Annotated in this window: 21 protein-coding genes and 1 pseudogene; 11 read left to right on the top strand and 11 right to left on the bottom strand. The window is 58.8% G+C overall.

Annotated features, from left to right (window positions below):
- Positions 1–5: 5 nt before the first annotated feature.
- Positions 6–1,379 carry an ISNCY family transposase gene (locus AC1Z3V_RS13170; RefSeq protein ID WP_483499432.1) on the top strand — a complete coding sequence of 458 codons (1,374 nt, stop codon included), beginning with the start codon at positions 6–8 and terminating at the stop codon, positions 1,377–1,379.
- Positions 1,380–1,385: 6 nt separating this feature from the next.
- Here the strand turns inward: AC1Z3V_RS13170 and AC1Z3V_RS13165 are convergent, their stop codons facing one another.
- Positions 1,386–2,123, bottom strand: a complete 738-nt coding sequence (locus AC1Z3V_RS13165; RefSeq protein ID WP_483499430.1) for a hypothetical protein — start codon at positions 2,121–2,123, stop codon at positions 1,386–1,388.
- 416 nt (positions 2,124–2,539) lie between these two features.
- On the opposite strand from AC1Z3V_RS13165, the pseudogene AC1Z3V_RS13160 reads away from it, so the two are divergent.
- Positions 2,540–2,848, top strand: a pseudogene (locus tag AC1Z3V_RS13160) (helix-turn-helix domain-containing protein); the annotation flags it as partial.
- An 87-nt stretch (positions 2,849–2,935) separates the two neighbouring features.
- Here the strand turns inward: AC1Z3V_RS13160 and AC1Z3V_RS13155 are convergent.
- From AC1Z3V_RS13155 to AC1Z3V_RS13140, 4 genes are all read right to left on the bottom strand, one after another.
- Entirely contained in the window at positions 2,936–3,301 is a 366-nt protein-coding gene (locus AC1Z3V_RS13155; protein WP_429820720.1) for an HVO_A0114 family putative DNA-binding protein, read from the bottom strand.
- Positions 3,298–3,579 (bottom strand): toxin-antitoxin system TumE family protein, encoded by a 282-nt coding sequence (locus AC1Z3V_RS13150; RefSeq protein ID WP_429820722.1) that lies wholly within the window; start codon positions 3,577–3,579, stop codon positions 3,298–3,300. Before AC1Z3V_RS13150 ends, AC1Z3V_RS13155 begins: the two co-directional genes overlap by 4 nt.
- A 377-nt stretch (positions 3,580–3,956) precedes the next feature.
- The gene (locus AC1Z3V_RS13145; RefSeq protein ID WP_429820724.1) at positions 3,957–4,394 is read right to left on the bottom strand and encodes a type II toxin-antitoxin system VapC family toxin; all 438 of its coding nucleotides are present in this window, start codon (positions 4,392–4,394) and stop codon (positions 3,957–3,959) included.
- Positions 4,391–4,657, bottom strand: a complete 267-nt coding sequence (locus AC1Z3V_RS13140) for an antitoxin (RefSeq protein WP_429820726.1) — start codon at positions 4,655–4,657, stop codon at positions 4,391–4,393. Before AC1Z3V_RS13140 ends, AC1Z3V_RS13145 begins: the two co-directional genes overlap by 4 nt.
- Before the next feature lie 204 nt (positions 4,658–4,861).
- Here AC1Z3V_RS13140 and AC1Z3V_RS13135 point away from each other — a divergent pair, with 204 nt between their 5' ends.
- Positions 4,862–5,680, top strand: a complete 819-nt coding sequence (locus AC1Z3V_RS13135; RefSeq protein WP_483499427.1) for a DEAD/DEAH box helicase — start codon at positions 4,862–4,864, stop codon at positions 5,678–5,680.
- A 130-nt stretch (positions 5,681–5,810) separates the two neighbouring features.
- On the opposite strand, the gene AC1Z3V_RS13130 is transcribed toward AC1Z3V_RS13135, so the two are convergent.
- On the bottom strand, positions 5,811–5,942 hold the full coding sequence (locus AC1Z3V_RS13130; protein WP_429820730.1) for a hypothetical protein: 132 nt from the start codon (positions 5,940–5,942) through the stop codon (positions 5,811–5,813).
- Positions 5,943–5,989: 47 nt separating this feature from the next.
- On the opposite strand from AC1Z3V_RS13130, the gene AC1Z3V_RS13125 reads away from it, so the two are divergent.
- The 3 genes from AC1Z3V_RS13125 (at position 5,990) to AC1Z3V_RS13115 (ending at position 9,206) form a co-directional block, all read left to right on the top strand.
- Positions 5,990–7,534: a Fic family protein gene (locus AC1Z3V_RS13125; protein ID WP_429820732.1), complete on the top strand. Its 1,545-nt coding sequence runs from the start codon at positions 5,990–5,992 to the stop codon at positions 7,532–7,534.
- A gap of 607 nt (positions 7,535–8,141) precedes the next feature.
- Complete coding sequence (locus tag AC1Z3V_RS13120) at positions 8,142–8,390, top strand: CopG family ribbon-helix-helix protein (RefSeq protein WP_483499425.1); 249 nt, start codon at positions 8,142–8,144, stop codon at positions 8,388–8,390.
- Positions 8,391–8,900: 510 nt separating this feature from the next.
- Positions 8,901–9,206, top strand: a complete 306-nt coding sequence (locus tag AC1Z3V_RS13115) for a hypothetical protein (RefSeq protein ID WP_429820736.1) — start codon at positions 8,901–8,903, stop codon at positions 9,204–9,206.
- Between the two features lie 241 nt (positions 9,207–9,447).
- Here the strand turns inward: AC1Z3V_RS13115 and AC1Z3V_RS13110 are convergent, their stop codons facing one another.
- Both AC1Z3V_RS13110 and AC1Z3V_RS13105 read right to left on the bottom strand, forming a co-directional pair.
- The gene (locus AC1Z3V_RS13110) at positions 9,448–10,767 is read right to left on the bottom strand and encodes an epoxide hydrolase family protein (protein WP_429820738.1); all 1,320 of its coding nucleotides are present in this window, start codon (positions 10,765–10,767) and stop codon (positions 9,448–9,450) included.
- 95 nt (positions 10,768–10,862) lie between these two features.
- On the bottom strand, positions 10,863–11,303 hold the full coding sequence (locus tag AC1Z3V_RS13105; RefSeq protein WP_429820740.1) for a VOC family protein: 441 nt from the start codon (positions 11,301–11,303) through the stop codon (positions 10,863–10,865).
- Between the two features lie 390 nt (positions 11,304–11,693).
- Between AC1Z3V_RS13105 and AC1Z3V_RS13100 the strand changes: the two genes are divergently transcribed.
- The gene (locus AC1Z3V_RS13100; protein WP_429820742.1) at positions 11,694–12,650 is read left to right on the top strand and encodes an alpha/beta fold hydrolase; all 957 of its coding nucleotides are present in this window, start codon (positions 11,694–11,696) and stop codon (positions 12,648–12,650) included.
- On the opposite strand, the gene AC1Z3V_RS13095 is transcribed toward AC1Z3V_RS13100, so the two are convergent.
- Entirely contained in the window at positions 12,647–13,555 is a 909-nt protein-coding gene (locus AC1Z3V_RS13095) for a LysR family transcriptional regulator (protein WP_429820744.1), read from the bottom strand. The two genes, AC1Z3V_RS13100 and AC1Z3V_RS13095, sit on opposite strands and share 4 nt — an antisense overlap.
- A 43-nt stretch (positions 13,556–13,598) precedes the next feature.
- Entirely contained in the window at positions 13,599–14,237 is a 639-nt protein-coding gene (locus AC1Z3V_RS13090; RefSeq protein WP_483499666.1) for a TetR/AcrR family transcriptional regulator, read from the bottom strand.
- 264 nt (positions 14,238–14,501) lie between these two features.
- Between AC1Z3V_RS13090 and AC1Z3V_RS13085 the strand changes: the two genes are divergently transcribed.
- From AC1Z3V_RS13085 to msrA, 3 genes are all read left to right on the top strand, one after another.
- A complete protein-coding gene (locus tag AC1Z3V_RS13085; protein WP_429820747.1) occupies positions 14,502–14,657 on the top strand; it encodes a DUF1127 domain-containing protein in 156 nt (51 codons plus the stop codon).
- Between the two features lie 111 nt (positions 14,658–14,768).
- Positions 14,769–15,212, top strand: a complete 444-nt coding sequence (msrB, locus tag AC1Z3V_RS13080; protein ID WP_429820748.1) for a peptide-methionine (R)-S-oxide reductase MsrB — start codon at positions 14,769–14,771, stop codon at positions 15,210–15,212.
- Entirely contained in the window at positions 15,213–15,728 is a 516-nt protein-coding gene (gene msrA / locus AC1Z3V_RS13075; RefSeq protein ID WP_429820750.1) for a peptide-methionine (S)-S-oxide reductase MsrA, read from the top strand. It begins immediately after the preceding gene.
- A 195-nt stretch (positions 15,729–15,923) separates the two neighbouring features.
- Here the strand turns inward: msrA and AC1Z3V_RS13070 are convergent, their stop codons facing one another.
- Positions 15,924–16,832 (bottom strand): LysR family transcriptional regulator, encoded by a 909-nt coding sequence (locus tag AC1Z3V_RS13070; RefSeq protein ID WP_429820752.1) that lies wholly within the window; start codon positions 16,830–16,832, stop codon positions 15,924–15,926.
- A 143-nt stretch (positions 16,833–16,975) separates the two neighbouring features.
- On the opposite strand from AC1Z3V_RS13070, the gene AC1Z3V_RS13065 reads away from it, so the two are divergent.
- Entirely contained in the window at positions 16,976–17,947 is a 972-nt protein-coding gene (locus tag AC1Z3V_RS13065) for an EamA/RhaT family transporter (RefSeq protein WP_429820797.1), read from the top strand.
- Positions 17,948–18,040: the final 93 nt, after the last annotated feature.

The raw sequence follows: 18,040 nt of genomic DNA, 5'->3' as shown, positions 1-18,040 counted from the left end.
TGCGGATGGGATTGATTGCGATGAGCGAACGCGATCTGCAGCGGATTGAGGTTTTGTCGAAAGTGGTCGCCGGACGTATGTCGTTGGTTTCGGCGGCGCATGTGCTTGGCTTAAGCACCCGTCAGGTGCGTCGGCTGCTGGATCGGATCCGCACAGACGGCGCAGCGTCGATAAGGCACAAGGCGATTGGCCGGCCATCGAACAATCGGATTCGTGACGGCGTGCGCGATTATGCCATGGCGATCGTGCGCGAGCGCTATGCGGACTTTGGTCCGACGCTGGCGGCCGAGAAGCTTGCGGAGCGTGATGGTCTGACGGTGTCGCGCGAGACCTTGCGCCAATGGATGTCGGAGGCCGGCCTGTGGCTGTCGCGCAAGCAGCGACGGACGTTCCATCAGCCACGATTGCGGCGCGAGGCCTATGGCGAACTGGTGCAAATCGATGGATCCGAGCATCGTTGGTTCGAAGATCGCGGTGACCCCTGTTCATTGCTGGTGTTCATCGATGATGCGACTGGCAAGCTGATGCAGTTACGGTTTGTGCGCTCGGAAAGCGCGTTCAGCTATTTCGAGGCGCTCGAGCTCTATCTGAAGGCGCATGGTGCTCCCGTCGCCTTCTATTCCGACAAGCATTCGGTGTTCCGGGTTGCGAAGAAGGATGCCAGGGGCGGTCAGGGCATGACCCAGTTCGGGCGTGCGCTTTGCGAGCTAAACATCGAGATTCTTTGCGCAAACTCGAGCCAGGCCAAAGGCCGGGTCGAGCGAATGAACCGGACGCTACAGGACCGGTTGATCAAGGATCTGCGTCTGGAGGGCATCTGCGGCATGGATGATGGCAACGCTTTCCTGCCTCGGTTCATGGAGCGCTATAACCGCCAGTTTGCCATTACCCCTGCCCGAGCTGAGGATCTGCATCGGCCGCTGAACCTTGCCCCGGATCGGCTACGCGACGTTCTGTGCAAACGTGAGCAGCGTTATGTCGGTGCCCAGCTGACGTTTTCGTTCGAGCGCCAGCGGATCATGCTGGAAGAGAACGAGGTGACGCGCGGGCTGGTCGGTCGTTATGTCGAGACTTACGCGCTTGCCGACGGCAGGCTGGATGTGCGCTGGAAGGGGCATTCCCTGCCATACCGGGTGTTCGACAAGGACCAGCGGGTGACGCATGCGGCGATCACCGAGAACAAGCGGCTCGGTGAACTCCTGACCTACATCAAGGAGCGCCAGGACCAGGAGCAAAAGCCGGTTGTGAAGACGAACAGCGACAAGAACGGCTACAAACCGCGTGGCCGCAGGCCGGGCAAGCGGACGGATTTCATGAACGATCCGGCGGTGATTGCGCGACGAGAGAAAGCGTTGATGAGGCGGCCAGCGGCGGAATAAAGAGCGTCAATGCACGCCGATGTCGCTCTGCGTATCCGATTCCAACTGCAGGCAAGCTGGCCAAAGTGGCGTCTTGTGGAAGGCTCCATCCTGGAGGAGCGTGAGCCCCTCTCGTGCCTCATAGAGCACACCGAGCCAGCACAAGCGTCGAAAGACGCCATATTGGAGGTCGGATTTCAACTTCCAGGTTTCTATGGTCATTTCGGTGTCCGACAGAGGCGCCAAGTCTGGATAGAGGATCTTCACAACGTCTATTGGCGTGCACCCTTCTCTGGCTTTGATATTGAGAAGATTGAGGAACATGCGCCACCAGCGTAACCGCGCTCGGACCTCCTCCTCCCGCTCGGTGGTATGGACATACGAATAGAGATAATCCGTGGCGACCAGATCGAAGAAGGCTTGCGGGTTCACCAGGAACTCCCGGCCGCGTCTGGTTGGCAGCAGCACATCTTTTTTCCGGCGAAGAAGCTTCAGATGACGGGTCATGTCGCGCACGACCCAAAGCGGTGGCATGTCGCTTTCATTGAGCACCTTGTTCATGCTGTAGAGGTCTTCGGCTGTGAAGCCTGGCCAAAGGAAGTGCACAGCGGCCCAATGCACGAACTTGCGGTTCATGGCGCCGGTCGCCGTCAATCCTATGCCGCCCTCACCGTCAGCATAGGCAACCGAAAGAAGCATACCGCGCAGAAGTGGGGACAGTGCGGCGACATCGACGTCACCCTTCAGCTTGATTTCCGGAAGCATCGTGCGGCTGTGATCCCTACTCGCCCTATGCAGGTGCAAGCGAGTATCAACCGGCGACAAAACAATTGCTACTGAGAAAGCTAAAGCCGAAGGGGAGCGTCACCACCCGCCCCCTCCCTGCCCTTGCAACCCGGTCCAGCCGGTCCGGTCGGGGGCTTGCCTCTGTCCCAGTGGAGATGTCGCGTGTCGCATGTCTAAATGGCTGAAGACGTGTCCAAAGTGACATTTTAACTTTGCGCAGCGGCGGACAGTTCAACCTTGCCGCCACATTGCGTGTAGCGGCATTTTAGAGATGCGACATATAGGCCAGTTAGAGATGCGACACTCTCGCCTCTCGACGCGCTGGTCAATGTCAACGTTGGGAGCAAGGATGACGACCTTCCGCCTGGTGGAGACCATGAGCGTTCGGAGTCGTGATGTCCTGCTTGATCACCATGTCGCAGAAAGAATTGCATCGCCTCGAAGTCATTCAGAAGATCAATGATCGACGCCTAAGCGTTGTCCTGGCAGCCGAACTGCTCGGGCTCAGCCGAAGTCAGATGCACCGGCTGCTGCAGGCTTATGACCGGTCCGGTGCGGCCGGTCTGGTTTCAAAGAAGCGATCGCGGCCAAGCAATCGGCGCCACAGCGAAGATTTTCGCAATGCGCCGCTGGATCTGATCCGCGAGCGCTATCTGGATTTCGGTCCGACGCTGGCGCGCGAGCTGAACGAACTGCATCACGTGGGCTCCTCTCATTCCGGCCGCGGCGTTCGATCCGCCGTGGGCGGAGCTGGCGCCGATCTGCGGAAGGGCCATGCGGTGACGGCGCGATCAAGCCGCCTTTTCGGCGGTCACATCGAATTCGAAATGGATGCCGTCGTACGGAAACTCGACACCATTCTCATGCCGATCGATGACACCCGCATTGATAAGTGTTGTCACGTCGCGATGAACGGCCTGCACATCACGGTCCACGCGCCGGGCAACCTCGCGGATGGGAAGCGGGCCTTGTCCGGCCAGAGCCTTAATGATGGCGAGACGCAAGGGGGCTAGAATACGGTGCAAGTCATCATAGCTCGAAAACTCGACGGACGGTCTCGCTTCGACGGCTTTGCCGGACAGTGCGAGCTTGCCTGCCGCAACAAACCGGGCTTTGATGTCGTCGATCGTGCCCAAACGTACAGTCAGCGTCGTCATCCCAGTATCCTTTCCATATCCGCCTGAAAGGCATCGAAGAGAGCTTCGAGGGTGGTAAATCCTATCGCTTCCTCGCGAGCACCGATGTGCCGATGATCGCCTTTGCCGCGCTCGTTGTCATACCGGAGCACGCATTCTCCATTCACGACGAGCGCAAGCCTGTATTTGAACGGATGTGCGCTGCCCGGTACCGGTTCCGGCAAATGCCACAACACGACCTCAAAAAAGGCCGCGTCGTTGATGACCTTTCGGGATTTCTCGATCAGCACGGCTTTCATGTTGTTATCCATAACAACACGCCGCTCTGTTGTCAATGAGAACAGCAACCAAGCGATCTTTTTTAGTGACCAGTCGCGGCGGAGACGACCGCGACCGGTTAGGGGCTGATCACTCAGCTACTTCACGGAAGGCCTCGATTTCGGTTTCTTCCGCGATGGGGTCGATTACCGTCCCGTCGAACTGGTTCACCCGCCCCCTCCCTTCCCTTGCAACCCGGCCCAGCCGGTCCGGTCGGGGGCTTGCCTCAGCGCAAGCGGAGATGTCGGGTGTCGTATTTCTAAATGGCTGAAGACGTATCCAAGTGACATTTTAACTTTGCGCAACGGCGGACAGTTCAACCTGGCCGCCACATTGTGTGTCTTGTGTGGTACGAACGTCAGCGGGCCGCGCCTTTTGATTGCCTTGAAGTCAACTCCAGCCAGTTTTCAACGTGGAGGTTGGGAATGCGCATGAACTCCCCGGCATTGGCCGTAACGAGGACTGCTCCGGCGGCACAGGCGTGAGCAGCGATCAATAGGTCATTTGGGCCGATTGGTTTGCCCATGCCTTCCAAGCCGGCCCGGATGTCGCCGTACTTTGTATCGGCAGGCACGTCTAGTGCGAGCACCAAAATGCTTCCGAGAATGGCTTCGATCTGGGTCAGCAGCTTCGGGGATCCCTTCTTGGCGCATCCATAACGTAGCTCTGCCGCCGTTATGATGCTGACGCAGATTGCCTCCGATCCGACCTCAGCAATGCGTTCAGCGACCTGCCCTCTCGGGTTCCGGGCCAGCTCGGACACAATATTGGTGTCCAGCATGAAAAGGCTGCTCAAAGGTCGATCTCCTTGGCGGGCAACAAAGTCTCGTCAATATCGGGGAACTGATCTTCAGGCCCAAGGGGATCCAGACCCGCCAGGACTTCCAGCAGGTTCTTGCGGCGCACCGGCTCTATGATAAGCCGATCCCCGTCGCGGTGGATCATCACTCGATCGCCAGGAAGCTCAAAGTCAGCCGGGATACGGACAGCCTGGCTCCTGTTATTCCGGAAGAGCTTAGCTTCCCTTGCAGGAGGTTCGTTGTGTCTGATCTGCGGCATGAAATTCTCCTCTTCTGCATATACATCTGCATATACAAGCCGGCGAGAGAGATTTCAAGCGAGAGCCTGACCTACTCCGTGAGGTCCAGTTTCGTGCAAACGACGATCCGTTGCCATAGGCGTCGATTAGAGGGATCTCGGCGTTGCCCATATTCTTCCAAGCAGCCTTTCGCCCACTTCCCTGCCCTTAAACACGAGTTGCCTTTGCTCTATGTTGCTCCTGGGGACGTTGCCGACATTGTCGCCGACTATGGCCATTTGATTGTCGACGAATGCCATCATCTATCAGCGGCCAGCTTTGAGCTTGTCGCTCGCCGGACCAAGGCACGATACGTGGTGGGTCTATCCGCGACCGTCGCTCGGAAGGACGGGCATCATCCCATCATCTTCATGCAATGCGGCCCCGTTCGTCATCGGGTCGACGCAAGAGTTCAAGCTGCCGAACGTGGCATCCGCCATCGCGCTCGCGATCGTGCGACGAAGTTTGAATTGCCGCCGTCCCTGACTTCGGTCGAACGCCCTTCCATACCTGCAATCTATGCCGCTTTGGCGCAGGACAGCGGGCGGAACAATCTCATTTTCGATGATGTGCTGAAATCGCTCGAGGCGAAGCGTTCGCCGATCGTCCTGACAGAGCGAAAGGACCACCTCGATTATCTTCACGAGAGGTTCTCGCCATTCGTGAGAAATCTCGTGGTACTGTGCGGCGGCATGTCCGCAAAGGACCGTAAGCAAGCCAACATGGCATTGAATGTCCCTGGGGACGCCGAGCGCCTGATCCTTGCAACGGGCCGCTATATCGGTGAAGGCTTCGATGATGCGCGGCTCGACACATTGTTCTTGACGATGCCGATCGCCTGGAAGGGGACCCTGGCACAGTATGTCGGCCGGCTCCATCGCCAGCATGATGAAAAGAAAGACGTCTTGGTCGTTGATTATGTCGACAACGCCGTCCCGGTTCTGGTCCGGATGGCTGCGAAGCGACGTGCGGGTTATCGGGCGCTGGGCTACATGATCGAGTAGCCGCCCGCTCTCTGCGGGAAGCGGAGTGCACTTGGCAGATGGGGCTTATTCTCAGAACGACTCCCGGGCTGTGTTGTCGTAAGCACAATCGCCTAGGATCCAGACCGAAGGCCGCTACGCCGCAGTGACTTTAGGCGAAGCCCCAGCCGGCTCCCCCATACTCTTCGTTCTGCTTCGATATGCCTACGACGCTCGTATGATTGAGCTTCAGAAGTAGCGTCCGTTCCGCACATAGCCGCGCTTGCATGTTATCAGTTTTCATGAAACTCTTTCCTAGGGGTTGATTTTCACGTACGGATATCAAAATTCATGAATGCGTCGCAGCGGAAGCCATATTCAGACGCAGTAAGCGTTTTTCACGGACGCTGGTTGCCAGAGAAAGCGACCCCTGCGGGATATGCTGCTCTAATCGACGCATATGAGTTGCCAGTCCCACTGCCACGGAGGCTGGCGGCCATTGGTCCACGCCACAAAGTCTATCAGGCTGACGACTGGAATATCTATACGCCGCGGCACACGCCTGATGCCGATCTTATCGGCCATCTGACTTTTGCCCTGCGCTATGAGGGCTTGGATTTAGCAGCCCTTAAAGCGCTGTTTCGCGCCACTGGCCCCGATGCGATAAGCAACATCGTGCGGGCGTCTCCGACGGGCTCATATGCGCGGCGGCTGTGGTTCCTTTACGAATGGCTACTTGATACCCGGCTAGATCTTCCTGATGCGACCCAAGGCACCTACGCCCTTGTGGTCGATCCTGACCAGCAGTGGGCGACGGGGGGTGCAACATCCACTCGCCATCGCGTGAAAAACAATCTGCCGGGAACGCCGGCCTTCTGTCCTATGGTCTTTCGGACGGCGGCGCTCGACACGTTTGTGGCGCGTAATCTGGCCGACGAGGCTCGGCGCCTGATTGCAGAAGTGCCGGCTGATCTACTGGCGCGAACGGCAGCGTTCCTGCTCTTGAAAGATTCCAGGTCGAGCTTTCAGATCGAAGGCGAGGACCCGCCTCAAGACCGCATCCAGCGCTGGGGCCAGGCAATCGCGGAGGCAGGCCGTCGTCCGATCGACCGCGCGGAGTTGGAGCGCCTCCAGCGCATAGTCATCGGCGATGCGCGCTTTGTGCACCTGGGATTGCGCGCCGAGGGAGGCTTCGTCGGCGAGCACGACCGCCATACCGGAGCCCCCATACCTGACCATGTCAGCGCACGACATGAGGATCTGCCGGAACTCATCAACGGGTTGACCGCCTTCGACAGGGGAGCGGCCCGAGAGCTCAACCCGGTGCTTGCTGCCGCCGTCCTAGCCTTCGGCTTCGTCTATATCCATCCTTTCGAAGATGGGAACGGCCGTCTCCACCGCTATCTCATTCATCATGTTCTGGCTGAGCGCGGCTTCAATCCGCCCGGCTTGGTTTTTCCTGTTTCCGCCGCCATCCTGGATCAGATCGACGACTATCGTAAGGTGCTGGAAAGCTATTCACGCCGCGTGCTGCCACAGATTCATTGGAGGTCGAATGATCGCGGCAATGTCGAGGTATTGAACGAGACGGTCGATTTCTACCGCTTTTTCGACGCGACGCCGCATGCAGAATTCCTGTTTGCCTGCGTGGCGCACACGGTCGAAATCGACTTGCCGGCTGAGACCGCGTTCCTAAGAGCATACGATATGTTCAAAGACAGGGTTCAGGGGATTGTCGACATGCCGGACCGGCTACTCGATCTCCTGTTCCGGTTCCTGCGACAGAATAGCGGCAGGCTATCGAAGCGTGCCCGCGAACGGGAGTTTGCAGGTCTGGCTGACGAGGAGGCCGTTCAGATCGAGGCCATATTCGCAGACCTTCGTCCAAATCTTTGAAACCTCATCGACGAGAGAGCGAGGCTTGCGTGCTTCCTTGCGGAAACTCGTCCCTTGTACCGGTGGGCCTTAGAGCCGCTTATCAACCTGTGGCGCGACGAGCCCAGTTGACTATCATTGCCTCTTGGGAGGCCGGTCAAACGTCAATGTTTGGCAGCAAGACTGGTGAAGCGTGGCTGTGCTCACGAGTGCACCAACCGGAGTGTCGATCCAATTCAGATCATTCCCCAGGAGCGCGACGATTGAAACCCTCAAAGCTAAGACCGAAGGTCCCCCACCCGCCCCCTCCCTTCCCTTGCAACCCGGCCCAACCGGTCCGGTCGGAGGCTTGCCGCAGCGCAAGTGGACATGCCGAGTGTCGTATTTCTAAATGGCTGAAGACGTATCTTTGCTCAGCGGCGGACATTTCAACCTGGCCGCCACATTGTGTGTAGTAAGTATTTTAGGGATGCGACACTCTCGCCTCTCGACACGCTGGCCAATGTCAACGTTGGGCGGTCGGAGCCGTCGTCTCCTGTTTACTCGTTGTGTAGACAACTGGCCGCGTCGTCCTTGGCGAAACAACATCGTTCACCAATATTAACTATGAACCAATGAGGTTAAGACAATGACCGCCGCTTTCACTGTGCGCGTGCAAGACGAAATTGCTGAAAAGCTTGACAGGATAGCCGCGCTTTCTGATCACTCTCGTGCCTATTTAACCGCCCGGGCCATTGAAGACTTTGTGGCAAGAGAGGAATGGCAATTGGCCGAGATACAAGCTGGTATAGATGAGGCTGATCGCGGCGAGTTTGCCGGTGTGAACGAGTTGGCCAGTGTGGTGGCAAAGTACTTAAAGGCCGCTAGCAAAGCATGAGCAGCTACGCTGTCCGAAGGCTCGACCAAATCGGCAAAACGATCCCGAGGCTGCCGCGCGCGTCGTAGCACGCATCGTTTCGGCTGCGGACAATCTAGCGAGTCAGCCGGCCATGGGTCGCGTCGGACCTATCAAGGGTACCCGCGGGTACGCCTTTGCAGAGCAGCAAGCCCTTGCGCAGTTGAAAGCGGCAGGGTGGACCCAAAGCGAGAGTCTATTTGCAAGCTGGGGTCGTCCGCCGCAGACCCGGCCGCGCAACACTGAACAGTTCCACCCGAACCGCGAATTGCATCCGTGTATTACGCAAAATTATTCCGCTTGAAACAACAACAATAAACGACGTTTCTAATTTTACCACTTTGCGTCATCTTCAAATATGCAGCCGAAAAGTTGAAGAATCCTGTTTCCACAATATAGGAATGTCACCCTCCCCAGGCGGGCAGTATGGGTTGACCGCTTTCGGTAGCAAGGCCACACTTGCAACCTGCAGCAAGACAGGAGGAAAAAATAATGGCCGAGCCAGACCAATGGCGCCACATGGCAAGCGCGCCGAAGAATGGCAGTCGGATCCTCGTCACGATCCGTCCGTCCGAACAGGGGGCGGCAGAAGTTGACCTCGCATATTGGTCGAATGGCGATCAGTTCGGCGCAGAAGGTTGGCGCGCCTCTGATTCCTCGCCCGGCCGCATCATCGAGTACGCCGAGCCGGAATTGAAGTGCTGGATGCCGATGCCCTCGGCCAACCTCACTCGCAGCGCGATGCCTTCCCCCTGGGAAGGCGACGACGACCAAGAACTCGACGGGTCAGGAATTTGAGCACTCGCGCCGGCACGGCGAGGAACAGGATCCAATCGAGCTATCCCAACCGGAGTACCGTTCGCAATTCTAGATTGATCTCCTTGGGGCATGTGCTTGCAGCCGGTGGAACGCCTCTCGGCGCCCACCCGGCGAATGGGCAATAATATGGCGTCAGTATGCGATTCATAGAGCATAGATCGAGGAAGCTCCGTGGCACGCTTGCCGATACGCCACCGGCTCGCCATTCTGGGTTCGAAGTCTAATTCCGAACACGCATGGCCTTGAAACCTGCCCTGACCTCTTCGGCAAAGAGTTCCGGTTCCTCCCAGGCAGCAAAGTGTCCACCTCTCGGCGCGCGATTGTAGTACACGAGCTTCGGATAAGCTTTTGACAGCCAATTTCGCGGCGGCCGATAGACCTCTCCTGGAAACACGGTCACGGCGACAGGAATTTTAGCAGCAGTGAGCTTCGCTCCTGCCTTGAGGTTTTCCCAATAGATACGTCCGCTCGACGGGCCGGTATTCGTCAGCCAGTACAAAGTGATGTTGTCCAGAATATCGTCTCGGCTCAAAGCCTGATCCGGATTGCCGCGTGTGAACACCCAATCCGCGATCTTGTCGTAGAGCCAGGCCGCTAGCCCCACCGGAGAATCCGCAAGCCCGTACCCGACCGTCTCCGGACGCGTGCTGAGGATCGAAGCGTAGCCAAAACCGTTGTTGAGGAAGTCACGCGCCTCGTCGAAAACCTTCCTCTCGTCGGCTGACAAGCTGTCGGGAGCCGGCCCTCCACTCTTCAGCGCTTGCGCGGCGTCGACTGGAAACGTTGTCGCGCGCTCAATCCTGTTGACGTGGATACCGAGCAGCCCTTCCGGTGCCTGACGCGCGAGGGCGTCGCTGATGATGGCGCCCCAGTCGCCCCCTTGCGAGACATAGCGGTTGTAGCCGAGTCGTTTCATCAGTCGGTCCCAGGTCATGGCAATCCGCTGCGCGTCCCAACCCGTAGAGGTTGGTTTCTGCGAAAAGCCGAATCCGGGGATCGAAGGGATGACAAGATGGAAAGCATCTTCGACCTTGCCGCCATGGGCGGTGGGGTCGGTTAGTGGGGCGATCACGTCCAGCAGCTCAAAGATCGAACCGGGCCAGCCGTGAGTCATGATCAATGGAAGTGCGCCCTCATGGCGTGAGCGCGCGTGGATGAAATGAATGTCCAGCCCATCGACGTTCGTCAGGAATTGAGGAAACGCGTTAAGCTTTCGCTCCGCTCCGCGCCAATCATAGGCGGACTGCCAGTAGGCCACGAGTTCCTGGAGCATCCGCTGCTCGACGCCCTGGGAGCGGTCTTTGACGGTCGCGCTGTCCGGCCAGCGCGTTGCCGCGAGACGGCGCCTGAGATCCGCGAGAGCCGTCTCGGGAATGGCGGCCCTGAACGGACGGATATCGTCGCTTTTGATCGACGTATTCATGTTGGCGGTCGCGCCGGACGCAGGGTGCACCGCTGCCGCAACACCGATCGCAGCGCCCGAGAGCAGGAACGAGCGCCGCGTGACCTGGCTCTTTCGAGCCTTGTTTTCCAGGTCCATTTGAGAGTTTCCTTTACAAACGCGCACAATCGACTGGGTTTGGACTCGGCGCTGGGCCTCGCCAGTGGCGGCGAGGTCCCGGGCTGCGGTGATCGTCAGACCTCGTCGGGACCTGTACGGTAGACGAGGAACTTGTTTCCTTCCGGATCGCGAAAATAGGCGCAGTAGGGGTCACCGCCATCAGGGCCTCTCGGACCGGGAGCTCCCTCGTCCGAGCCGCCTGCTTCCAGGGCCGTCGCATGGGCGAGATCCACCTGCGCTCGCGAGCGGGCCTCGAAGGCAGTCATCGTACCATTGCCGGCAATGGCCGTCTCGCCATTGAACGGCTTGAGCACGCCGAACTCGAGGGCGCGATGCCCATAGTAGACGGCACGTCCCGGCTGAACGAGCACACGACCGATACCGAAGACGGCGAGCAATTTGTCGTAGTAGTCGGCAGCGGCATCGAGATCGTTGGTACCGACGGTCGAGTGGCCGGGGAGCGCTCTGGCTTGTTCTTGGATCGCATGTAGCGAAGCGGATGTTGTATCGTTCATTCTGATCTTCCTTTTTGATGCCAGCGATTTTCGTCTCGCTGTTTCGCTTGGGATCGCTGTCGAAATCGGACGATCCGCGAATGACCGGAGATCTAAGAACGCGGCCGGGCGGCCGGCACCCAGCGGAATTGAGAGCCATCCTCTCACGCGGACACCTGGTTCGATCGGGACGGCTGTAGCGAAGAGCCGGACGCTGGAAGAAGGGCCAACGCCAAGACGAGATTTCTCATCTGCGTTTGATGGAGACCTCTCGCATGGGAATGGGCGGCCTGCGACCGCGGGGCATTTGCTCAATTCAAGAGGGTTCCTCTCACAAATGCCATCTGCCAGCGACCCGTTGCATATCGGATCTTCGCATCAGATTTGGATTTGACCAGAAGGACGCCTGACATGGTTATCCCATCCCTGAAGAACTTCGCGACCGCCGCTTCCGTGGCAATTGCATCGGCAGCGTCAGTCCAGGCTGGCGCAGCCATCCCTGCGATGAAGCCGAAGATCGACTTCATCAAGATCGACGGGACCGTTACGCTGCGGCGTTTGGTTGCCCGTCCGGCCTCCCCCAAGGGCACGGTTCTCTTCCTGCACGGCTTCCCCGAAACGCTGGCCGTCTGGAAAGAGATCGCGACGACACTGAGCACGGACTACGAGGTCCACGCTTTCGACTGGCCCGGATATGGCCAGTCGTCGCGCCCCTCGCCGTCACAGTTCTCCTATTCGCCGAGAGACTACGCCAAGATTCTCAAGGCCTACATTGAGAAGACGGGCATCGACCGATCGAATCTGGTCATCTACGCCTCGGATATCGGCGGCCTGCCCGCACTATTGCTGGCGCTCGACGAACCAACCGTGGCGATGACGATCATCGTTGGCGACTTCGCGCCGCTGAACCGGCCGCAGTACATGTATGAGAGCCTGCAAAACCTCAAGACAGAGCCGACGGCGACGCCGACGCGTGCCTATATGAACAAGACCAGCGGCGAAATCTTAGCAAACGTCCATCGTCGCGGCCTTGCATCCGATGCCCAGTACGAACTGCCGCCCGAGATACAAGCGGATATGAAGGATTCCTGGCTGCGAGATGGCATAACGAGCGCCGACGCTTTCGCCTTTTACTATTCCCATTTCACGCGCGACGAGGACCATCTCGAAGCCAACCTCGGCAGGCTCGCGACTCCGGTCAAAGTGATCTGGGGCGAAAACGATATCTACATCAGGCCAGAGATGGGAAGGGAGTTCGCGAAGCGAACCAATTCGCAGTTCGACATACTGACAGGTATAGGCCATTTCCCGCATCTGCAGGATCCGGCGACTACTGTCCAAAAGGTTAGGGCTGCCTTTGCCAATTAGGCCTGCGACGCCTCGCCTCTTCTGCAGGCCGCACGTAGGCGAGGCAGCGCCCAGTCGACGAAGGACCGCACCTTCAGCGTCAACTGACCCTGTCCAGAATAAACGATGTGGATCGGTTGGGGCGCCTGGTCGAAAGCCTCCAAAACCGGCACGAGGGCGCCTGAAGCGAGCTCGTCCGGGATTTGATAATCGAACAAGCGGGCGATGCCGGCTCCGCCAACCGCCGCAGCCACGCAATTGGCCGCGGTGTTAACCTCGAGACGGTTGCGTGGAACCGCCTCCACCTCGTGGCGGTCGACGTCGAAGGTCCAGAAGAATGTCCTCTTGTTGAAGAGTACTCCCTCGTGGTCTGCGAGATCGCTCGGATGCTTCGGCACGCCCCGGCGCTGCAAATATGCCGGACTGGCGCAGGTCAGCAGGCGAAACTCACAGGCCTTGACCGCGTAGAGAGAGCTATCGGCCAGGTCGCCCAACCGGATGGCTATATCGACCTGCTCCTCCACGAGATGCACTGTGCGGTCGAGCGAGAGCAGGTTGAGCGACACCTCCGGATATTTTTCCATATAGCTGAGGGCGATCGGCATCACGTAGCGCGCGCCGAACTCGACCGGCATGGTGATCGTCAGGGTGCCGCGAGGCGTCTGGTACTCGCCGGATGCCCGACGTTCGGCTTCCTCGAGATCCGCCATGATCCTGCGGACTGCCTCGACATATTCCCTGCCCGCATCGGTGAGTTGAAGATTGCGGCTGGTGCGCACGAGCAGGCTCGCGCCCAAGTGCCGTTCGAGTTCGGCCACCTTGCGGCTGACGCTGGGCAGTGGCGCATTCAGCTTCCTGCTTCCCGCCGAGATGCTGCCGGCGTCGACGACTGCCAGCAACATCTTCATTGCTTCGAGACGATCCATCGCACCCCCCGGCGCATCTGACGTTGCTTACGACGTTATGATCTCATGCTCTGCCCGCGTTCGAAGTCTTTGCATGCGGTACCGTACCCGCGCTCCTTCCCTGCGGTTCCGAAGGAGCGCGCACCTCCTGCGCAAGCAAGCACTCCGCCATGCGTTTGCTCTGCCGGACCGGCTCGCCCGTCCGTGTCATTTGCGCAACGGCGGTCGCTCCCTCGTGCAGGAGGTTGATCGCGTCTGCGACGCGTTTCGGTTCCACGAAACGGGCGGCATGGGCGAGTTCCTCGAAATAGGCGAGAACGAGCCGCTTGTGCATCAAGGCGGCGCGGAACACCGGATCGACAGCTTCCTTGTGTTCCCCGGCAGCGCTCATGAAAATGCAGCCGCGGAACTGCTTGTCCCGAACCGAGGCCTCCAGAAAATCGAAGGTTGCCAGAAGACGCTCATAGGGATCGTCCACACGCTGCTCGACAAAGATCCGCATTTCAGCGCGGGATTCCTCATCACGCCGCTCAAGAGCAGCGAGGATAAGCTCCTCTTTGGTTTCAAAGTGACGATACAGCGTCGTCTTGGCCACCCCTGCCTCGGCGATGAGGAGATCGATGCCGGTCGCTTGGTAGCCGTGCAGGTTGAACAGCCGCAAGGCGGTATCGAGCAGATGGCCGCGGATCTCTGAACGGCGCATGTCATTCTCCAAAACAAAACAGCTTTGTGTCATTTTATCGCGCTGCCCGAGAAACGCAAGCACCGGGCTGCCAAGGCGCCCTGCTCTATGCTCAGCGCCGCTCGAACCGGCATCGCTCAGTAGCGCAGCTACACATTCCCGTGGGCAGGATTGCCAAACGATACAGATCGGTATATTTAAGCATCTATCGATAAAGAACTGTATCGTTTGGAGGCCAATCGGGACAATTGCCCGACGCCGCCAAGCAGGAGAAAGCAACGCCTCATGATCATGCACTATCTTATCTCGAGGATCCGCGCACATCAGCGCTACCGCCACACCGCTCGGGAACTCGGGCGCTACAACGACCACCAGTTGGACGACATCGGCATCTACCGCTTCGAAATCGACGATATCGCTCGCCGACAGTTCAACCAGTGACGGAGCCTGGGCGCGGGGGCCGGCGCAACGATGTATCGCGCAAAAGAAGCCGAGCACCCGCGTCGCAGCTTCACGGCTGGTTCCAAGCAGCACACCTATTGGAGACAAGGAATGACCTACAGAAAGACAGACGAAGCGATCCAAAAGCTGACGCCCGAGCAGTTTCGCGTAACGCAGCAGAGCGGGACCGAGCGTCCCTTCACGGGCGAGTACAATGACAACAAGAGGCCGGGGATCTATGTCGATATCGTTTCCGGCGAGCCGCTGTTCGCCTCGGCCGACAAGTTCGATTCCGGTTGTGGCTGGCCGAGCTTTACCAAGCCGATCGTGCCTGCCAATGTCGAGGAACTACAGGACCGTTCCCATGGTATGATCCGCACCGAGGTGCGCTCGAAACATGGTGACAGTCACCTTGGCCATGTTTTTCCTGACGGGCCTCGGGATCGAGGCGGCTTGCGTTACTGCATCAATTCCGCCGCCCTGCGCTTCATTCCCCGCGAGGAGATGGAGGTGGAGGGTTACGGCGGGTTCATCAATCAGGTGGAGGATATCTGAATGACCGATAGAGCTGAAAGAGCTGTTTTGGCCGGTGGCTGCTTCTGGGGGATGCAGGATTTGATCCGCAAGCTTCCCGGGGTCATCGCGACGCGGGTGGGCTATACCGGCGGCGATGTGGCCAATGCCACCTACCGCAACCACGGCACCCATGCCGAGGGTATCGAGATCGTTTTCGATCCGGGGACGATCAGCTACAGGCGGATACTGGAGGTCTTCTTCCAGATCCACGATCCGACCACCAAGAACCGGCAGGGCAACGACATCGGCATGTCCTATCGCTCGGCAATCTACTACGTCGACGACGAGCAGAAGCGGGTAGCGGAGGAGACGATTGCTGACGTCAACGCCTCAGGCCTGTGGCCGGGCAAGGTCGTGACCGAAGTGGAGCCCGTGGGAGATTTCTGGGAAGCCGAGCCGGAACACCAGGATTACCTGGAGCGCTATCCCAACGGTTACACCTGCCACTTCCCGCGCCAGAACTGGATTCTGCCGCAGCGCTCAGCCGCTGAATAACCGGGGTCCGATGTCGGCGTGAATTCGGGCAGGCAGCTTGCCCGAATTTTCGTTAATCTGAGGCGACACCAAGGGCGTCTTTGCGACCACGTTCATCGCGCAGCCCTCGATATTGTCCGCAAACAGGGAGTGTACGGCCTTCCAAAAGATGTAGAGGCACCAGCCCTGCAACATTTAGGCTTCGCGTTTTGCGCCTTAATGTTCGTTAGGGATACCCCCCGAAAGCGCCCGCTGTCCCTGCTTCACGATGGTCTCGAGAAACTCGCAGACGACGCGGATGCGTTTCGCGCCGCGAACCCCCTCATGGACGATGAGCCAGATAGGATCTTCCTGCCGGCAAAGGTCCGGCTTGACCCGGACTAGCCCTTCCTCCTTGTCCGCGAGAATGCACGGCAGCACGCCCATGCCGTTGCCCGCCTTCATCGCTAACAACTGCGCTTGCATGGAATCGACCGTCAAATTGGCGACACCGCTATCGACCCATGAGCGCAACGTCTTGGGAAGGGAGAGAAACGACAGGGGGTCTCCCCAGGTGATAAGCCGATGGCCGGTGATGGGCAGCTGATCTTCCCGAACAGGATAGCGCTTCAGATAATCGCTCGACGCATAGAGGCCGAATGCGATCATACCGATCCGACGTACCACGTAATTGCCCTGTTCGGGACGGCAGAGCCGCAGGCCGATATCCGTTTCCCTTTGCGGAAGTTGGGCGAAGGATGCGGCGTTGACCACAACTCCCAACGAGAGGTCGGGATAGGCCTCCTGCAGCGCCGGCAGGCTTGGCATCAGGAGACGATGGGCAAGCGCATCGACGGTGATAATTCTCACCGTTCCCGAGACGCTACCATCATGCCCGCAAAAACTGCCCTCCAGCTCGTGCATTGCGGTTTCAATCGCCGTCGCCTTTTCAACCATGGCGCGGCCTGCATCCGTCAGCTCGTAGCCTTCTGGTCTGCGTTCGAACAAGCGCGTTTTCAATGCGAATTCAAGGGTCTCTATTCGTCGCGCGACCGTCGAAGCACTGGCCTTCACCTCACGCGCAGCGGCGGTGAGGCCGCCCTGGCGTGTCACTGCGAGGAAGTAGCGGACATCGTTCCAGTTCATGTTTCTATTTTTCGAAAACCCTCTTGCGAACTTAGGCGTCGAACGGGCCGAAGGGAAGGTCTATCCCTTTAAGCATCGTGGAAACGGAGCTTGGCCGTGAAAAATCGGCAAAGCTCATTCAGACGCTCGAGGCGGTGCTCATGATGAACAGGCAATTTTCGGTCGGCGTATTCGCAGCGCTCTTTGCGGCGTTTGCCTTCTCCCTCAATTTCATCGTGCCATTCATTATCGGTGACTACTCCACCTTCGATTTCGCCCTGGTCCGGCACGTCGTCTCGGCGTTGGTTGGTCTAGTCATTTTGTTTTCGGGACGAGAGACGGCTCTACGCCACCTGACGTTCCGCAACGCCATGGCGGCAACGGGATTGGCCTTCATCGGCTACGTCGGCTACTTTCTGACGGTGACGGGAGCTGCAATCTTCAGTGGACCGGTCATTGCGCCGGCCTTCCTTGGCCTGGTGCCGATCGTACTCGCGATCATTGGAAACCGGCGTCAGCAGTCGCTCCACTGGCGCTTCTTGATGACGCCACTCGTACTTGTGGTGATCGGTCTCATTCTGGTCAACGGCTCGGCATTCACGACTGACAGCCTCATTTCCGTTCGGTCGCTTTGGATTGGTATCCCGCTTGCTCTTGCGGCGGTTGGGCTATGGGTGTGGTTTGCCATCGCCAATCAGGCGGCGCTCGCAATCCGCCCTGACATGCCCTCCGATACGTGGTCTGCGCTCATCCTTATCAGCGGTGGTGTCCAGATGCTCGCATTTTACCCGGTTGGTACAGCGATGAGCCTCGTTCAGCTTCCGGAACTCGGTTTCGGCTGGGAAGCGGCCGGCTCCCTCTATTTGTGGGGGACCTCGCTCGCCCTGATGGCGACGGTGTGCGGGGTGTGGGCGTGGAATGTCGCTTCGCGTACCCTGCCCGTCGCGCTCGCGGCGCAATTGATCGTCTCGGAAACTGCCTTCGGCGTGATCGGTGGCCTCGTTGTCCATGCGCGATGGCCGACAATGATCGAGGCCACCGGCGTTGTGGTGCTGATCGCCGGCGTCGTTCTAGCCATCCGTGTGTTCTATGGCCAACAGGTCGATATAAACGAGGCTATTCCGGAGCCATCCTGAGGTTCGCAGCGATCGATTGGCGATGGCTGCCCGCAGCGCGGGTGAGAAGTATCGGCGAAAAATCTCAGCTACGCTCGGCAACACCGTGTCGCA

The sequence above is a fragment of the Ensifer sp. 38_S197 genome (assembly GCF_056924495.1).
The sequence above is the reverse complement of the archived record's forward strand: the minus strand, read 5'-3'. Positions and strand labels throughout refer to the sequence as shown.

Excerpts from the sequence above, each read along its gene's own strand:
- AC1Z3V_RS13115 (WP_429820736.1), top strand. The coding sequence starts at position 8,901 with ATGGCCGAGCCAGACCAATGGCGCCACATGGCAAGCGCGCCGAAGAAT.
- AC1Z3V_RS13070 (WP_429820752.1), bottom strand. The coding sequence starts at position 16,832 with ATGAACTGGAACGATGTCCGCTACTTCCTCGCAGTGACACGCCAGGGC.
- AC1Z3V_RS13170 (WP_483499432.1), top strand. The coding sequence starts at position 6 with ATGGGATTGATTGCGATGAGCGAACGCGATCTGCAGCGGATTGAGGTT.
- AC1Z3V_RS13065 (WP_429820797.1), top strand. The coding sequence starts at position 16,976 with ATGAACAGGCAATTTTCGGTCGGCGTATTCGCAGCGCTCTTTGCGGCG.
- msrB (WP_429820748.1), top strand. The coding sequence starts at position 14,769 with ATGACCTACAGAAAGACAGACGAAGCGATCCAAAAGCTGACGCCCGAG.
- AC1Z3V_RS13085 (WP_429820747.1), top strand. The coding sequence starts at position 14,502 with ATGATCATGCACTATCTTATCTCGAGGATCCGCGCACATCAGCGCTAC.
- AC1Z3V_RS13110 (WP_429820738.1), bottom strand. The coding sequence starts at position 10,767 with ATGGACCTGGAAAACAAGGCTCGAAAGAGCCAGGTCACGCGGCGCTCG.
- msrA (WP_429820750.1), top strand. The coding sequence starts at position 15,213 with ATGACCGATAGAGCTGAAAGAGCTGTTTTGGCCGGTGGCTGCTTCTGG.
- AC1Z3V_RS13125 (WP_429820732.1), top strand. The coding sequence starts at position 5,990 with ATGAATGCGTCGCAGCGGAAGCCATATTCAGACGCAGTAAGCGTTTTT.
- AC1Z3V_RS13150 (WP_429820722.1), bottom strand. The coding sequence starts at position 3,579 with ATGAAAGCCGTGCTGATCGAGAAATCCCGAAAGGTCATCAACGACGCG.
- AC1Z3V_RS13165 (WP_483499430.1), bottom strand. The coding sequence starts at position 2,123 with ATGCTTCCGGAAATCAAGCTGAAGGGTGACGTCGATGTCGCCGCACTG.
- AC1Z3V_RS13130 (WP_429820730.1), bottom strand. The coding sequence starts at position 5,942 with ATGAAAACTGATAACATGCAAGCGCGGCTATGTGCGGAACGGACGCTA.
- AC1Z3V_RS13140 (WP_429820726.1), bottom strand. The coding sequence starts at position 4,657 with ATGCCGCAGATCAGACACAACGAACCTCCTGCAAGGGAAGCTAAGCTC.
- AC1Z3V_RS13100 (WP_429820742.1), top strand. The coding sequence starts at position 11,694 with ATGGTTATCCCATCCCTGAAGAACTTCGCGACCGCCGCTTCCGTGGCA.
- AC1Z3V_RS13090 (WP_483499666.1), bottom strand. The coding sequence starts at position 14,237 with ATGCGCCGTTCAGAGATCCGCGGCCATCTGCTCGATACCGCCTTGCGG.
- AC1Z3V_RS13120 (WP_483499425.1), top strand. The coding sequence starts at position 8,142 with ATGACCGCCGCTTTCACTGTGCGCGTGCAAGACGAAATTGCTGAAAAG.
- AC1Z3V_RS13095 (WP_429820744.1), bottom strand. The coding sequence starts at position 13,555 with ATGGATCGTCTCGAAGCAATGAAGATGTTGCTGGCAGTCGTCGACGCC.
- AC1Z3V_RS13105 (WP_429820740.1), bottom strand. The coding sequence starts at position 11,303 with ATGAACGATACAACATCCGCTTCGCTACATGCGATCCAAGAACAAGCC.
- AC1Z3V_RS13155 (WP_429820720.1), bottom strand. The coding sequence starts at position 3,301 with ATGACGACGCTGACTGTACGTTTGGGCACGATCGACGACATCAAAGCC.